This is a genomic window from Nocardioides cynanchi, from assembly GCF_008761635.1.
GTDB lineage: Bacteria > Actinomycetota > Actinomycetes > Propionibacteriales > Nocardioidaceae > Nocardioides > Nocardioides cynanchi.
On record NZ_CP044344.1, the window covers coordinates 2,509,038 to 2,524,124 of the forward strand.

General features: G+C 67.6%; 9 protein-coding genes. All 9 read right to left on the minus strand.

Going from position 1 to position 15,087, the window contains the following annotated elements:
- Positions 1 to 105: 105 nt before the first annotated feature.
- Positions 106 to 4,005, minus strand: coding sequence for a DNA-directed RNA polymerase subunit beta' (locus E3N83_RS12105; RefSeq protein ID WP_151083495.1), 3,900 nt, complete (start codon positions 4,003 to 4,005; stop codon positions 106 to 108).
- Between the two features lie 87 nt (positions 4,006 to 4,092).
- Positions 4,093 to 7,596 carry a DNA-directed RNA polymerase subunit beta gene (gene rpoB / locus E3N83_RS12110; protein ID WP_151083496.1) on the minus strand — a complete coding sequence of 1,168 codons (3,504 nt, stop codon included), beginning with the start codon at positions 7,594 to 7,596 and terminating at the stop codon, positions 4,093 to 4,095.
- 239 nt (positions 7,597 to 7,835) lie between these two features.
- Positions 7,836 to 8,630 (minus strand): J domain-containing protein, encoded by a 795-nt coding sequence (locus E3N83_RS12115; RefSeq protein ID WP_151083497.1) that lies wholly within the window; start codon positions 8,628 to 8,630, stop codon positions 7,836 to 7,838.
- Entirely contained in the window at positions 8,627 to 9,154 is a 528-nt protein-coding gene (locus E3N83_RS12120; RefSeq protein ID WP_151083498.1) for a hypothetical protein, read from the minus strand. Before E3N83_RS12120 ends, E3N83_RS12115 begins: the two co-directional genes overlap by 4 nt.
- 47 nt (positions 9,155 to 9,201) lie before the next feature.
- Positions 9,202 to 10,497, minus strand: a complete 1,296-nt coding sequence (locus tag E3N83_RS12125; protein ID WP_151083499.1) for an MCE family protein — start codon at positions 10,495 to 10,497, stop codon at positions 9,202 to 9,204.
- On the minus strand, positions 10,494 to 11,942 hold the full coding sequence (locus E3N83_RS12130) for an MCE family protein (protein ID WP_151083500.1): 1,449 nt from the start codon (positions 11,940 to 11,942) through the stop codon (positions 10,494 to 10,496). Before E3N83_RS12130 ends, E3N83_RS12125 begins: the two co-directional genes overlap by 4 nt.
- Positions 11,939 to 13,093 carry an MCE family protein gene (locus E3N83_RS12135; RefSeq protein ID WP_151083501.1) on the minus strand — a complete coding sequence of 385 codons (1,155 nt, stop codon included), beginning with the start codon at positions 13,091 to 13,093 and terminating at the stop codon, positions 11,939 to 11,941. Before E3N83_RS12135 ends, E3N83_RS12130 begins: the two co-directional genes overlap by 4 nt.
- Position 13,094: 1 nt before the next feature.
- Entirely contained in the window at positions 13,095 to 14,063 is a 969-nt protein-coding gene (locus E3N83_RS12140; RefSeq protein WP_151083502.1) for an MCE family protein, read from the minus strand.
- Positions 14,060 to 15,082, minus strand: a complete 1,023-nt coding sequence (locus E3N83_RS12145) for an MCE family protein (protein WP_238342879.1) — start codon at positions 15,080 to 15,082, stop codon at positions 14,060 to 14,062. The genes E3N83_RS12140 and E3N83_RS12145 overlap by 4 nt, the downstream gene beginning before the upstream one ends.
- Positions 15,083 to 15,087: the final 5 nt, after the last annotated feature.

The following is a 15,087-nucleotide window of genomic DNA, read 5'->3' on the forward strand; positions in this document are numbered from 1 at the left end:
ATGCCCCGCTCAGCTCGATCGATCTCGACACGACAACGCCCGCCCCACACGTGGGACGGGCGTTGTCTGGCTCGGTCTGGCCGGTCGGACCAACCTGGGCTTCGCCTAGTTCTGGTACGAACCGAAGTCGAAGTCGTCCAGGGCGACAGCCTGGCCGGCTCCGGCGTTGCCGAACTCGTAGTCGTAGGTGTCGTAGCCCGTGACGGCGTACGCCGCGGCGCGCGCCTCCTCGGTCGGCTCCACCCGGATGTTGCGGTACCGCTCCAGGCCGGTGCCGGCCGGGATCAGCTTGCCGATGATCACGTTCTCCTTCAGCCCACGCAGGCTGTCGGAGCGCGCGTGGATCGCCGCGTCGGTGAGCACCCGGGTCGTCTCCTGGAAGGAGGCGGCCGAGAGCCACGACTCCGTGGCCAGCGATGCCTTGGTGATGCCCATCAGCACCGGGCGACCCGAGGCCGGCTTGCCGCCCTCGGAGACCACCCTGCGGTTCTCCTCCTCGAACCGGGCCCGGTCGACCAGGTCGGAGGGGAGCAGGTTGGTGTCACCGGACTCGATCACCGTGACCCGGCGCAGCATCTGCCGCACGATGATCTCGATGTGCTTGTCGTGGATCGACACACCCTGGCTGCGGTAGACCGCCTGGACCTCGTCGACCAGGTGCTCCTGGGCCTTGCGGACACCCAGGATGCGCAGCACCTCGTGGGGCTCGGGCGTCCCGACCGTGAGCATGTCGCCGACCTCGATGTGGTCGCCGTCGGCGACCAGCAGGCGGGACCGCTTGGAGACGGGGTACTCGAGCACCTCGGAGCCGTCGTCGGGGGTGACCAGGACCTTGCGGGTCTTGTCGGTCTCCTCGATCTCGACCCGGCCGGCGGCCTCGGAGATCGGCGAGCGCCCCTTGGGGATGCGCGCCTCGAAGATCTCCTGGACCCGCGGCAGACCCTGCGTGATGTCGTCGGCCGAGGCCACACCACCGGTGTGGAACGTCCGCATCGTCAGCTGGGTGCCGGGCTCACCGATCGACTGCGCCGCGATGATGCCGACGGCCTCGCCGATGTCGACCATCTTGCCGGTGGCCAGCGAGCGGCCGTAGCACTTGGCACACGTGCCGGTCTTGGCCTCACAGGTCAACACCGACCGGACCCGGACCATCTCGATCCCGGCCGCGACCAGCTCGCCGATCTTGACGTCGCCGAGGTCGTCGCCGGCCGCAGCCAGCACCTCGCCGGACTCCGGGTGGACGATGTCCACCGCGGTGGTCCGGGCGTACGCCGAGGTCTCGACGTTGTCGTCCTTGCGGACGTTGCCGTCCTCGCCGCGCACGCCGATCCGCTTGTCCATGCCACGCTCGGTGCCGCAGTCGTCCTCACGGATGATGACGTCCTGCGAGACGTCCACCAGACGACGGGTCAGGTAACCCGAGTCGGCGGTCCGCAGCGCGGTGTCGGCCAGCCCCTTGCGGGCACCGTGGGTGGAGATGAAGTACTCCAGCACGGACAGGCCTTCACGGAAGTTGGCCTTGATCGGCCGCGGGATGATGTCACCCCGCGGGTTGGCCACCAGTCCACGCATGGCCGCGACCTGACGGATCTGCATCATGTTTCCGGAGGCACCGGAGTCGACCATCATGAAGATCGGGTTGGTCCGCGAGAACGACCGCTCCATGGACTTGGCCACGTCGTTCGAGGCCTGGGTCCAGATCTCCACGAGCTCCTGACGGCGCTCCTCGTCGGTGACCAGACCGCGCTCGAACTGCTTCTGGACCTTGACGGCCTGCGCCTCGTAGCCGGAGAGGATCTCGGCCTTGTCGTCGGGCGTGGTGACGTCGTCGATCGAGACCGTCACCCCCGAGCGGGTGGCCCAGTGGAAGCCGGTGTCCTTCAGCGCGTCCAGGGACGCCGCGACCTCGACCTTGGTGTAGCGCTCGGCCAGGTCGTTGATGATCGCGCCCATGGCCTTCTTGCCCACCTCGTAGTTCACGAAGGGGTAGTCGGCCGGCAGGGTGTCGTTGAAGATCGAGCGACCCAGGGTGGTCTCCAGCGTGATCGACTGGCCGTCCTCCCAGTCCGGGCCGAGCTCGAGCTCGAGCGGCGGCACGATGTCGTCGAACCGGATCTTCACCTTGCTCTGCAGGGCGATCTCACCACGGTCGAAGGCCATGATCGCCTCGGCCTGCGAGGAGAAGGCACGGCCCTCGCCGACCTCCCCGTCGCGGTCGGTGGTCAGGAAGAAGAGCCCGATGATCATGTCCAGCGTCGGCATCGTCACCGGCCGGCCGTCGGACGGCTTGAGGATGTTGTTGGTCGACAGCATCAGGATCCGCGCCTCGGCCTGGGCCTCGGCGGACAGCGGCAGGTGCACCGCCATCTGGTCACCGTCGAAGTCGGCGTTGAACGCCGAGCAGACAAGGGGGTGGATCTGGATCGCCTTGCCCTCGATCAGCTGGGGCTCGAAGGCCTGGATGCCGAGGCGGTGCAGCGTGGGTGCCCGGTTGAGCAGCACCGGGTGCTCGGTGATGACCTCTTCGAGGACGTCCCACACCACGGCGTACCGGGAGAGCCCGGACGTCGCGCGCTCGACCATCCGCTTGGCCGACTTGATGTTCTGGCTGTGCGAGAGGTCGACCAGACGCTTCATCACGAACGGCTTGAACAGCTCCAGCGCCATCTGCTTGGGCAGACCGCACTGGTGCAGCTTCAGCTGCGGGCCGGAGACGATGACCGAACGGCCGGAGTAGTCGACGCGCTTGCCGAGGAGGTTCTGGCGGAAGCGGCCCTGCTTGCCCTTGAGCATGTCGGACAGCGACTTCAGCGGCCGGTTGCCCGGGCCGGTGACCGGACGGCCACGACGGCCGTTGTCGAACAGCGAGTCGACGGCCTCCTGGAGCATCCGCTTCTCGTTGTTGACGATGATCTCGGGCGCACCGAGGTCGAGCAGACGCTTCAACCGGTTGTTCCGGTTGATCACCCGGCGGTAGAGGTCGTTGAGGTCGGAGGTCGCGAACCGGCCACCGTCGAGCTGCACCATCGGGCGCAGGTCCGGCGGGATGACGGGTACGGCGTCCAGGACCATGCCCTGCGGCTTGTTGTCGGTCTTGCGGAACGCGTCGACGACCTTGAGCCGCTTGAGCGCGCGCACCTTGCGCTGACCCTTGCCGTTGGCGATCGTGTCGCGCAGCGACGCCACCTCGGCTTCGATGTCGAAGTCCTCGAGGCGCTTCTGGATCGCCATCGCGCCCATGTGGCCCTCGAAGTACTTGCCGAACCAGTTCTTCATCTCGCGGTAGAGCATCTCGTCGCCCATGAGGTCCTGGACGGCGAGCGACTTGAAGGTGCTCCAGACCTCCTCGAGGCGGTCGAGCTCGCGCTGCGACCGGTCGCGGAGCTGCTTCATCTCGCGCTCGGCACCGTCGCGCACCTTGCGGCGGGCGTCGGCCTTGGCGCCCTCGGCCTCCAGGGACGCGAGGTCCTCCTCGAGCTTCTTGGAGCGGTCGTCGATGGCGCCGTCGCGACGCTTCTCCAGACGCTCGCGCTCGAGCTGGACCTTGTTCTCCAGCGAGGACAGGTCGCGGTGGCGGGCGTCCTCGTCGACGGAGGTGATCATGTAGGCGGCGAAGTAGATGACCTTCTCGAGGTCCTTCGGGGCCAGGTCGAGCAGGTAGCCGAGCCGGCTCGGCACACCCTTGAAGTACCAGATGTGGGTGACCGGGGCGGCGAGCTCGATGTGGCCCATCCGCTCGCGGCGGACCTTGCTCCGGGTCACCTCGACGCCGCAGCGCTCACAGATGATGCCCTTGAAGCGCACCCGCTTGTACTTGCCGCAGTAGCACTCCCAGTCCCGGGTGGGACCGAAGATCTTCTCGCAGAAGAGGCCGTCACGCTCGGGCTTGAGCGTGCGGTAGTTGATGGTCTCCGGCTTCTTGACCTCGCCGTGGCTCCACGTGCGGATGTCGTCCGCGGTGGCCAGGCCGATCCGAAGCTGGTCGAAGAAGTTCACATCGAGCACGGTGGCTGTCGTCCTTCGTTAGTTCGTGGTGTGCAAGCAGTTGACCGAGGGGGCGGCGGCGAGCCCGTGGGCTCGCCGCCGGTCACCTCAGACTTCTTCGACGGAGCTGGGCTCGCGGCGGGAGAGGTCGATGCCGAGCTCCTCGGCGGCCCGGAAGACGTCTTCCTCGGCATCCTTGAGCTCGATCTGGGAGCCGTCCTGGGACAGCACCTCGACGTTGAGGCAGAGCGACTGCATCTCCTTGACGAGCACCTTGAACGACTCCGGGATGCCGGAGTCGGGGATGTTCTCGCCCTTGACGATGGCCTCGTACACCTTGACCCGGCCCGGCACGTCGTCGGACTTGATGGTCAGCAGCTCCTGGAGGGCGTACGCCGCTCCGTAGGCCTCCATCGCCCACACCTCCATCTCGCCGAACCGCTGGCCGCCGAACTGGGCCTTACCGCCCAGGGGCTGCTGCGTGATCATCGAGTAGGGGCCGGTCGACCGTGCGTGGATCTTGTCGTCGACCAGGTGGTGGAGCTTGAGGATGTACATGTAGCCGACCGACACCGGGTCCGGGAACGGCTCGCCGGAGCGGCCGTCGAACAGCGGCGCCTTGCCGTCGGCCCCGACCACCCGCACACCATCGCGGTTGGGGAGCGTCGAGCCGAGCAGACCGGTGATCTCGTCCTCCTTGGCACCGTCGAAGACCGGAGTGGCCACGTTGGTGTCGGGATCCGCCTTGTCGGCGTGGATCTTGATCAGCCGGTCCTTCCAGTCGGCCTTGCCCTTGTCGGCGTTCAGCTCGAGGTCCCAGCCCTGCTTGGCCAACCAGCCGAGGTGCAGCTCGAGGACCTGGCCGATGTTCATCCGGCGCGGCACACCGAGCGGGTTGAGCACGACGTCGACCGGGGTGCCGTCCTCCATGAACGGCATGTCCTCGATCGGCAGGATCTTGGCGATGACGCCCTTGTTGCCGTGGCGTCCGGCGAGCTTGTCACCCACCGAGATCTTGCGCTTCTGCGCGACGTAGACGCGGACCAGCTGGTTGACGCCCGGCGGGAGCTCGTCGCCCTCTTCGCGGTCGAAGACGCGGACGCCGATGACCGTGCCGGACTCACCGTGCGGGACCTTCATCGAGGTGTCGCGCACCTCGCGCGCCTTCTCGCCGAAGATCGCCCGCAGGAGGCGCTCCTCCGGGGTCAGCTCGGTCTCGCCCTTGGGCGTGACCTTGCCGACCAGGATGTCACCCGTGGTGACCTCGGCGCCGATGCGGATGATGCCGCGCTCGTCGAGGTCGGCCAGCATCTCGTCGGAGACGTTGGGGATGTCGCGGGTGATCTCCTCGGGCCCGAGCTTGGTGTCGCGGGCGTCGACCTCGTGCTCCTCGATGTGGATCGAGGTGAGGACGTCCTCCTGCACCAGGCGCTGGCTGAGGATGATCGCGTCCTCGTAGTTGTTGCCCTGCCAGGGCATGAAGGCGACGAGCAGGTTGGTGCCCAGCGCCATCTCGGCCTCGTCGGTGCAGGGCCCGTCGGCGATCGGCGTGCCCTCGGCCAGCTTGTCGCCCTCGCTCACCAGCGGACGCTGGTTGATGCAGGTGCCCTGGTTGGAGCGACGGAACTTCGCCAGCTTGTACGTCGAGTAGGTGCCGTCGTCGTTCATCACCTCGACGACGTCGGCGGACACCTCCTTGACCACGCCGGCCTTCTCCGCCACGACCACGTCGCCGGCGTCGACGGCGGCACGGAACTCCATGCCGGTGCCGACGAGGGGCGCGTCGCTCTTGATCAGGGGAACGGCCTGACGCTGCATGTTCGCGCCCATCAGGGCGCGGTTGGCGTCGTCGTGCTCCAGGAACGGGATCAGCGCGGTCGCCACCGACACCATCTGGCGCGGCGAGACGTCCATGTAGTCGACCTCGTCGGCCAGGATCTCGCTGACCTCACCGTGACGCTGGCGGACCAGCACCCGCTCCTCGGTGAACTTGAACTTGTCGTCGAGGGGCGCGTTCGCCTGGGCGATGACGTACTTGTCCTCGTCGTCGGCGGTGAGGTAGTCGATCTGGTCGGTGACCTTGCCCTTGACCACCTTGCGGTAGGGCGTCTCCACGAAGCCGAACGGGTTGATCCGTCCGTAGGAGGCCAGCGAGCCGATCAGGCCGATGTTGGGACCCTCGGGGGTCTCGATCGGGCACATCCGGCCGTAGTGGCTGTGGTGGACGTCGCGGACCTCCATGCCGGCCCGGTCACGGGACAGACCGCCGGGACCCAGAGCCGACAGGCGGCGCTTGTGGGTCAGGCCCGAGATCGGGTTGGTCTGGTCCATGAACTGGCTGAGCTGCGAGGTGCCGAAGAACTCCTTCAGCGCCGCGACCACGGGACGGATGTTGATCAGGGACTGCGGCGTGATCGCCTCGACGTCCTGGGTCGTCATCCGCTCGCGGACCACCCGCTCCATCCGGGCCAGGCCGGTGCGGAGCTGGTTCTGGATCAGCTCGCCGACCGTGCGCATGCGCCGGTTGCCGAAGTGGTCGATGTCGTCGGCCTGGACCTCGATCGGCTTCCCGTCGGGGTCGAGGTACGTCGTACCGGAGGCATCCTCGAGCGTGGTGTCGCCGTTGTGCAGCCGGACGATGTAGCGGATCGTCGCCACGATGTCGTCGATGGTCAGCGTCTGCTGGTCGAAGGCCTCGCTGGTCGCGAGCTTCTTGTTGATCTTGTAGCGACCCACCTTGGCGAGGTCGTAACGCTTGGGGTTGAAGTAGTAGTTGTTCAGCAGCGTCTGCGCGGCCTCGCGCGTCGGCGGCTCGCCGGGGCGCAGCTTGCGGTAGATGTCGAGCAGCGCGTCGTCCTGGCTCTCGGTGTGGTCCTTCTCGAGGGTCAGCCGGATCGACTCGTACTCGCCGAACTCGGCGAGGATCTGCTCGGTGGTCCAGCCGAGGGCCTTGAGCAGCACGGTGACGTTCTGCTTGCGCTTGCGGTCGAGCCGGACGCCGACCATGTCGCGCTTGTCGATCTCGAACTCGAGCCACGCGCCACGGCTCGGGATCACCTTGGCGGTGTAGATGTCCTTGTCGGACGTCTTGTCGGCGGTCTTCTCGAAGTAGACACCCGGCGAGCGGACCAGCTGGCTGACCACGACACGCTCGGTGCCGTTGATGATGAAGGTGCCGCGGGGGCTCATCAGGGGGAAGTCACCCATGAAGACCGTCTGGCCCTTGATCTCGCCGGTCTCGTTGTTGGTGAACTCGGCGGAGACGTAGAGCGGTGCGGAGTAGGTGAAGTCCTTCTCCTTGCACTCCTCGACGGTGTACTTGGGGTCGTAGAAGACGGGGTTCTCGAAGGAGAGGCTCATCGTCTCGGAGAAGTCCTCGATCGGAGAGATCTCCTCGAAGATCTCCTGGAGACCGGACTTGTGGGAGACGTCCTCACCGGCAGCCTCACGCACGGCGACCTGGGCGAGCCAGTCGTCGTTGCCGATCAGCCAGTTGAAGCTGTCGGTCTGGAGAGAGAGGAGCTTGGGAACTTCGAGAACTTCGTTGATCTTCGCGAACGAGATGCGCTGCGGCGTAGTAGAGGAATTTTCGGCGGTGGTACGCGCGGCCAAGAGAGGTCCTTCGACGAGACGCTTCGGAGACGCGCCGACCCACCACTTCGATCAGCCACCGGGCAGGCGATCAGCATTTGAGAGCGGGCGCAAAGGTGAATCGTACACCGAGAGGCCAGCGCACCACAAATAGCACCTGACCCGCGGGTCGGATGTCCCCACGATGATGAACCCGAGCGGGGCTCAGGTCAAGCACATCGGCCCAACCTGGGGACAAACCCGGTGACCGCCGGGACGGCTCAGGACCCCTGCTGGCTGGTCACCATGTTGTCGACGAGCCAGTCGTTGCCGACCTTCTCCATCGTCACCGTGGCCTGGTTCTTGTAGATGACCGGCGTGGTCGGGTGCTGCTTGTTGTAGGTGACCTGGTTGACGAAGACCAGCACGTCGACCCGGCCCGCCCCGGAGCGGACGATCCCCGAGGCAAGGTACTTGGCCCGCACCACGGTCCCGGTCCTGGGTGCGTTGTCGCGGATCACCGAGAACAGCTTGTCGTACTGGGTGCGGTAGTCCTGGGTGAGGTAGGGCGTCGCCGCGGCCTGGCTCTGGTCGAGGTGGTGGGCGTCGTAGGACAGGATCGGCACCACGGCCCGCTCGGCGGCCGCCTGCGCCGCGGTCGTGTCGGTGGTCACCGAGGCCTCGGAGGGCTGGCTCAGGGCGACGCCCACCACCGCGAGGGCGATCGCGGTGAGTGCGGCCAGCGCGACCAGCAGCCACCCGGGCACCTCGCGCTGCGGGCGGGCCGACTCCCGGTCGGCCGCGCCGGCCGGAGCCGGTACGACGTACGGCAGGGGCTCCGCGGCCGGGTCCAGGTCGGCGGCGCGGGTCGCCCGGGCCTCGACCTCCGCCAGGGCCGCGGCGTCGTACTCCGCGCGCCGTACCGGGTCCAGCAGGACCTCGGCCGCCTGGTTGTAGAGCCGGAAGCGCCGGTCGGTCGGGTCGAGGTCGGCCACCGACGCCCGCCACGCGGCGCGGATCTCGTCGGGCGAGGCGGTGGGCTCGACGTCGAGGACGTCGTACAGGTCGGTCGTCATGAGGTCACCGTCTGGTAGTCGTCGACGAGCCACCGGCCGTCGATCTTGTCCAGGGACACCCGGAGCCGGAACGGCGCGGGCTCTCCGGCCGAGACCCGCTTGCCGGCCTTGTTCTTGAGGGTCTCGCTGAACGAGCCGGCCACCAGCACCTGCGCGGAGTCGGCGTCGATCTGCTCCACCCCGGTGGCGTAGACGGCGCAGGTGCGGTCGACGCCGTAGCTCTTCACGCTCTCCTCGGCCACGGTCACGCCCTGGTCGAACGAGACCGCGAACTTCGGCGTGATCACCGCCTTGACCCGCGAGCGGTACACCGGCATCTGGCCGTTCGCGTCGAGCAGCGAGGGACCGTAGGTGTTCACCCGCAGCACGAACTGCTGGGTCGCGGCCATCGCGGCCTCGCGGTCGGCCTGGACCGTCGACGACCCGGACCCGCCTCCGAAGGGCAGGACGTGACGACTGGTGCCGAGGACCGCCGCCGAGATCGAGGCTCCGATCAGGGCGACCACGAGCACCACGAGGAGCACGAGCCGGAACCTCGGGGACCGGGGGCTCTCGGGACCGGGCTCGGGCGTCACCTCGCCTGCTGTGTCAGTGGCTGTAGCAGTAGCCATTTCCACGACTCCTTCCCTAACGACGCCGGGGCGGGGCTCCCGGTGTCGGCGTACGCCGGCGAGATCTGGTGCCCCCAGGTGAGGCGACCCGTCGTCGGGTCGAAGGAGGCGATCGGGGTGCGGTACTTGGCCGCGGGCCGGTTGGACGGGGCGTTCTGGGCACCCCGCGCGTTGGACTGGGTGGCCGGCTCGGCGCAGTGCGCCTGGAAGTTCATCGGCCGGTTGGAGCCGTCCTGCGGCGGCCGGGTGTCGGTGCTCTGGTAGCCGTTGTGGCACACCACCGGGTCGTTGGTCAGGACCATCCCGAAGTGGGCGTCGTACAGGCCGGTCTCCGGGGACTTCGAGACGACGGTGAACCCACCCTCCACGACGTAGGGGTAGATGATCAGCACCTGCCGGATGCCGGCGAGGTGCTTGACCACGATGTTGCCGGTCGTGACCAGGTTGTTGATCAGGTCGGCGAGGTCGACCCGGTTGTCGGCCAGGAACGTGCGGAGCTGGGTGGCGGTCACCGCGCCGTTGTCGATGACCCGGCGCAGGTCCTTGTCGTGGCCGGCGAGCGTGCCGGAGAAGAGCTTGAGGTCGCGGGCGAACGAGCGAATCGCGCCGGCCGACGCGACCTGCCCCTTCAGCACCTTGTTGCCGTCCTTGATCAGGGACGTGGTCACGTCGAAGTTGGCGTTGGCGGAGTGGATGAACGCCGAGCCGCTGTCGATGATCCGCTGGAGGTCCGGGCCGGTCCCGGCGAAGGCCTGCCCGAGCTCGTGCACGGTGGTCGCCAGGGAGCGCTGGTTGACCGACGAGACGGTGGTCGAGAGGTCGCCCAGCAGCTTCTGGGTGGGCAGCGGGGTGCGGGTGTCTCCGACCGGGATCTGGCTGCCGTCGCCGAGGAACGGACCGGAGTCGGTCTGCGGCTGGAGGTCGACGTACTGCTCGCCGACCGCCGAGCGGTTGCCGACCACGGCCAGGCTGTGGCTGGGGATCTTGCCGTCCCAGCCCTTGTCGATGTCGAGGTAGGCATCGACGCCGTCGCGGGTCAGCACCAGCTTGCCGACCTCGCCGACCCGGACACCGCGGTAGGCGACCATGCCGCCGGCGTACATCCCGCCGGAGTCCTGGAAGTGCGCGACCACGGTGTAGGAGGTGCTGTAGAAGAGCCGGTTGAGCTGGGCGTACTTCGCCCCCACGAAGCTCACGCCGAGCAGGGTGATCAGGACGAAGATCATCAGCTGGATCTTGGTACGACGTGTGATCACGGTGTCACCACCAGCCCGGGCACCAGCAGGCTGACCAGCCCGGGGTCGTACATGTTCGACAGCTGTCTCATGGTGGGTCCCCGTGGACCGAAGGCCACCCGCCGGGCGCCTGGCATCGCCAGGATCGTCGGGATGATCGACGTCGGCAGGGTCAGGGTCGGCAGGCCGGTGCCCCCGGTGGGCAGGCTCGGGATCGTGTTGATCACCTGGCAGACGGGGTTCCCACGGTTCTTGTGCTTCTGGCACTGGGTGATCAGGCGAGCGAGCTTCTGCGGGTCGCTGAGCACCTTCTGGCAGGCCTTGCTGGTGATGTCACCGCTCTGGAGGCACTTTAGCACGTCGCCGACGATCTTGGTGATCTCCGAGGTCGGCAGCGAGGTCGGCAGGGACGTGGGCAGGGTCGGCAGCGACGTCGGCAGGCCGGTGGGCAGCGAGGGCAGGCTGCCGAGACCGTCCAGCGACAGGTCGAGCTTGATGTCGAGGTTGGTGTAGTCGCCCATCTGGAGGTTGCGGGCGACCTGGGGGTCGCGCCCGACGACCTCGTCGACGAACGGGTAGGTCAGGGCCACGTTGAAGGCGTTGACGAAGTCGCTGCCGGACGCCTGGAGCTGGCCGAGCACCGGGCTGAGCGAGCGCAGGGTGTCGATGGTGGACTGCTTCGACAGCTGGATCACGTGCACCCCGACCCCACTGAGGTGGGCCAGCGCCGACAGCATCTTGACCAGGTCGTGGCGTTGACTGTTGATCGAGCGCAAGGCACCGGGCAGCTCGGTGAGGGTGGCGTCGATGGTCGAGCGCTGCTTGTTCAGCGACGTCGAGAGCCTGTTGAGCGCCTGGAGCGCGTGCACGATCTGACCCTTGTGCCGGTCGAGCTGGCCGCTGAAGAGCTTGATCTGGTGCAGCACCGAGCGCGCCTCGCCCTCGCGCCCGTGCAGGGTGGTGTTGAGCTCCCGCGTGATCGTCTGGAGCTGGGCCACCCCACCGCCGTTCAGGAGCAGGCTGAGCGCGCCGAGGACCTGCTCCACCTCGGGGTTCTGGCCGGTGCGAGACAGCGGGATCACGTCGCCGGACGCCAGCTGCGTGGCACTGGCGCCGGTGGTCGGGGCGCTGAGGTCGATGAACTTCTCCCCCAACAGGCTGGTCTGCTGGATCTGGGCGACGGCGTTCTGCGGCAGCCGGGTGTCGCTGCGCAGCTGCATGGTGACCTCGGCGTTGTAGCCCGACAAGGAGATGTCGGTGATCTTGCCGACCGTCACGTCGTTGACCTTGACCGTGGAGTCGGGCACCAGGTCGAGCACGTCGTGGAACTCCGCCTTGACCGTGATCGGGTTGCTCCCGACGTCCACACCACCGGGCAGCGGCAGCTTGTAGACGTCGAACGAGCAGCCGCTCAGCATCAGCGCCGCGCCGAGCAGCGCGATCAGGGCCTTGAGTCGCAGGGTCATCGCGGGCTCCCCACCAGACCGCCGAGGGTCGGGTCGCTCTGGTCCGCCGAGGGCTGCGGCTGCTGCCCGCGTCCCGAGGTCAGCGCACCCGTGCGACCGGCGCCGAGCAGCTGCTTGATCGCGTCACAGGCCTGGCCGCCCTGGTCGGTCTGGTCCACGATGCCGCACAGGAAGGTGGTCGGGTCGGACTGGATCTGGTTGATGACCTCGCCGAGGTTGGCCCGGGTGTCGAGGGTGCCCGCCTGGGGGTTGTAGGTCAGCAGCAGGTTGTTCAGCGCCAAGGGTGCGTCGCGCAGCGTCTCGGTCAGTGCCGCGCGCTGCTTGACCAGGATCTGGGTCACCTGGTCGAGACCGGTGATGTTCTTGCCGAGGATCGCGCGGTTGTCCTTGACGAAGCCCGACACCTGGCGCATCGCGATCGACAGGTTGTGCAGGGACGCCGCGAGGTCGCCGCGCTCCCCCTTGAGCATGTGGGAGACGTTGGCGAGCTGGCTGTTGAAGCCGCGGACCGTGCGGTCGTTGCGGGCCAGGGTGTGGACGAAGCCCTCGAGCTCGCGCACCGAGCCGAACAGCTGGTCCTTGTTGTCGGCCAGGGTCTGACTCAGCTGGCTGAAGCTCTGGATGGTGCGGTGGAACTTGGCTCCCTGCCCACCGAAGTTGCGCGCCGTGGTGTCGAGCAGGTCGGTCAGGGCGCCCTTCTTGTTCGCGCCGTTGGGCCCCAGGGCGACGGTGAGGTCGTCGAGGCTGGAGTAGATCTGGTCGAGCTCGAGCGGCACCGCGGTCTGCTGCTCGGTCAGCGTCGCGCCGGTGGCGAGCACCTGGCCGCCGGTGTAGGCCGGGGTGAGCTGCACGAACCGGTCACCGACGATCGAGGGAGAGACGATCACGGCCTTGGCGTTCGCCGGGATCTTGACGTTGGCGTCGTAGTGCATCGTCACGATCACGTCGGTGCCGGACGGGGTGACCGAGTCGATCTTCCCCACGGGCACGCCGAGCACCCGCACGTCGCTGCCCGAGTAGATCGAGACCGCCCGCGGGAACTCCGCGGTCAGCGTCTTCTGGTCACCGCCGTTGAAGAGGAAGGTGACCAGCGCCGCCACCACCAGTGCGAACAGCACCAGCGGCAGCACCACCTTGGTCAGGACGCGCATCTCAACCACCCACCTGCGGGACCGGCGGGACGTTCTGGATGTAGGTGTCGAACCACGGACCGTTCCCGAGGGTGTTGGCGAAGACCCGGTAGAAGGGAGCCAGCAGCCGGATGCTCTGGTCGATGTTGTCGGAGTCCTTGTTGAGCACGTCGACGACGTTGCCCAGATGGGTCAGGGCGGGCTTCAGGTCGGCCCGGCTCTGCTTGACCAGGTGGGTCAGCTGGACCGACAGCTCCGAGGTGGACCGGAGCAGGTCGTGGATCGCCTGCCGTCTCCTGTCGAGGGCCGCGAAGAGCACCGAGGCGTCGTGCATCAGGCCGACGATGTCCTGGTCGCGCGCGTTCAGGGTGGTCGAGACGCTGCGCAGGTTGGTCAGCAGCGTCCCGATCTGGGCGTCGCGGGCGGCGAGGTTGCCGGACAGCGCGGAGACGCCGGTCAGTGCGTGCCGGAAGTTCTTCGGGGTGTTGCGGGTCAGGTCGGCCAGGGTGGTCAGGCTCTTGGCCAGTCGGTGGGTGTTGATCCGCTCCGAGGTGCTCGCCAGGCCCGAGAACGCCTGCACCACGTCGTACGGCGACTGGGTGCGCGAGGTGGGGATCTCGCTGCCCTTCGGCAGCTGGCCCGGACCGGCCGGCTCCAGCGAGAGGTACATCGCACCCAGCAGCGTCTTGACCTTGATCGCGGCCCGGGTGTCGGTCCCGAAGTCCGCGCCGTTCTGGATCCGGAAGGCGACCTTGACGTGGTCGCCGTCGAGGCTCACCGAGTCGACCTTGCCGACCCGGACGCCGGCGATCCGGACCTCGTCGTTGGCCACCAGACCGCCGGCCTCGGAGAAGTCGGCGTAGTAGGTGTCGCCACCGCCGATGATCGGCAGCTTCTCGGCGTTGAAGGCGATCAGGATCAGGCCCAGGATCACGGCGAGGCTGACTGCGCCGACGACGACCGGGTTCTTCTCGCGGAACGGAGTACTCATTGAAGGTTGCACCTGCTCGAGCCGGTCGCGTAGTTCACCGGGATGGCGGTCTTGCCGATCCGCACCTGCCCGGAGAAGTCGCAGAGGTAGAAGTTGAACCACGAGCCGTAGGTCGCGGTGCGGCCGATCTTGGTCAGCTTGATCGGCATCACCTGGAGCACCCGGTCGATCTCGGACTTGCCCCGGTCGAGGTTGGCGGCGAAGCCCCGCAGGTGGTGGATGTCGGACACGAACGGCGCGCGGATCCCCGAGACCAGGTCGGCGGTCTGCACGGTGAGGTTGGAGATCTGGTCGAGCGAGCCGAGGATCGCTCCCCGGTCGTGCTTGAGGCCGCCCACGAAGTCGCGGAAGGTCGTGATCAGCTGGTTGAGCTGGCGGTTGCGGTCGCCGACGTGGGCGAGCACGGAGTTCAGGTTGGTGATGAGGTGCCCGATCACCTGGTCGCGGTCGGCCAGGGTCTGGGTGATCGACGCGGTGTGCGCGAGCATCCCGTTCAGGGTGCCGCCCTGACCCTGGAAGACCTGGATCAGCTCGTAGGAGAGCTGGTTCACGTCGGCCGGTGACAGCGCCTGGAACAGCGGCTTGAACCCGTTGAACAGCACCGTCAGGTCGAGGGCCGGCGAGGTGTGAGAGGTCGGGATCGTCGAGCCGGGCTTCAGCACCCCGGTGCTGCCGATCTCGTTGGTCAGGGCGATGTAGCGCTGGCCGACCAGATTGCGGTAGCGGATGTCGGCGTGGGTCGACTGCATCAGCGCGGTGTCGGTCTGGACCGAGAAGGTGACCAGCGCGCGGGTGCGGTCGACGATGGAGATGCCCTGCACCGACCCGACCTTGACCCCCGCGATGCGCACGTCGTCGCCCTTGACCACGCCGGTGGCGTCGACGAACTCGGCCTTGTAGGTGTTCGAGGAGCCGAAGGTGATGTTGCCGATGATGATCACCAGCACACCGGTCGCGAGCGTGGTCACGACCATGAAGACGACCAGCTTGATCAGGGCCGAGAGGGTCTTGGTGTCCATGCGGC

Bases quoted from the DNA above. Each gene is read 5' to 3' on its own strand.
- E3N83_RS12130 (WP_151083500.1), bottom strand. From the start codon at position 11,942: ATGACCCTGCGACTCAAGGCCCTGATCGCGCTGCTCGGCGCGGCGCTG.
- E3N83_RS12115 (WP_151083497.1), bottom strand. From the start codon at position 8,630: ATGACGACCGACCTGTACGACGTCCTCGACGTCGAGCCCACCGCCTCG.
- E3N83_RS12140 (WP_151083502.1), bottom strand. From the start codon at position 14,063: ATGAGTACTCCGTTCCGCGAGAAGAACCCGGTCGTCGTCGGCGCAGTC.
- E3N83_RS12145 (WP_238342879.1), bottom strand. From the start codon at position 15,082: ATGGACACCAAGACCCTCTCGGCCCTGATCAAGCTGGTCGTCTTCATG.
- E3N83_RS12135 (WP_151083501.1), bottom strand. From the start codon at position 13,093: ATGCGCGTCCTGACCAAGGTGGTGCTGCCGCTGGTGCTGTTCGCACTG.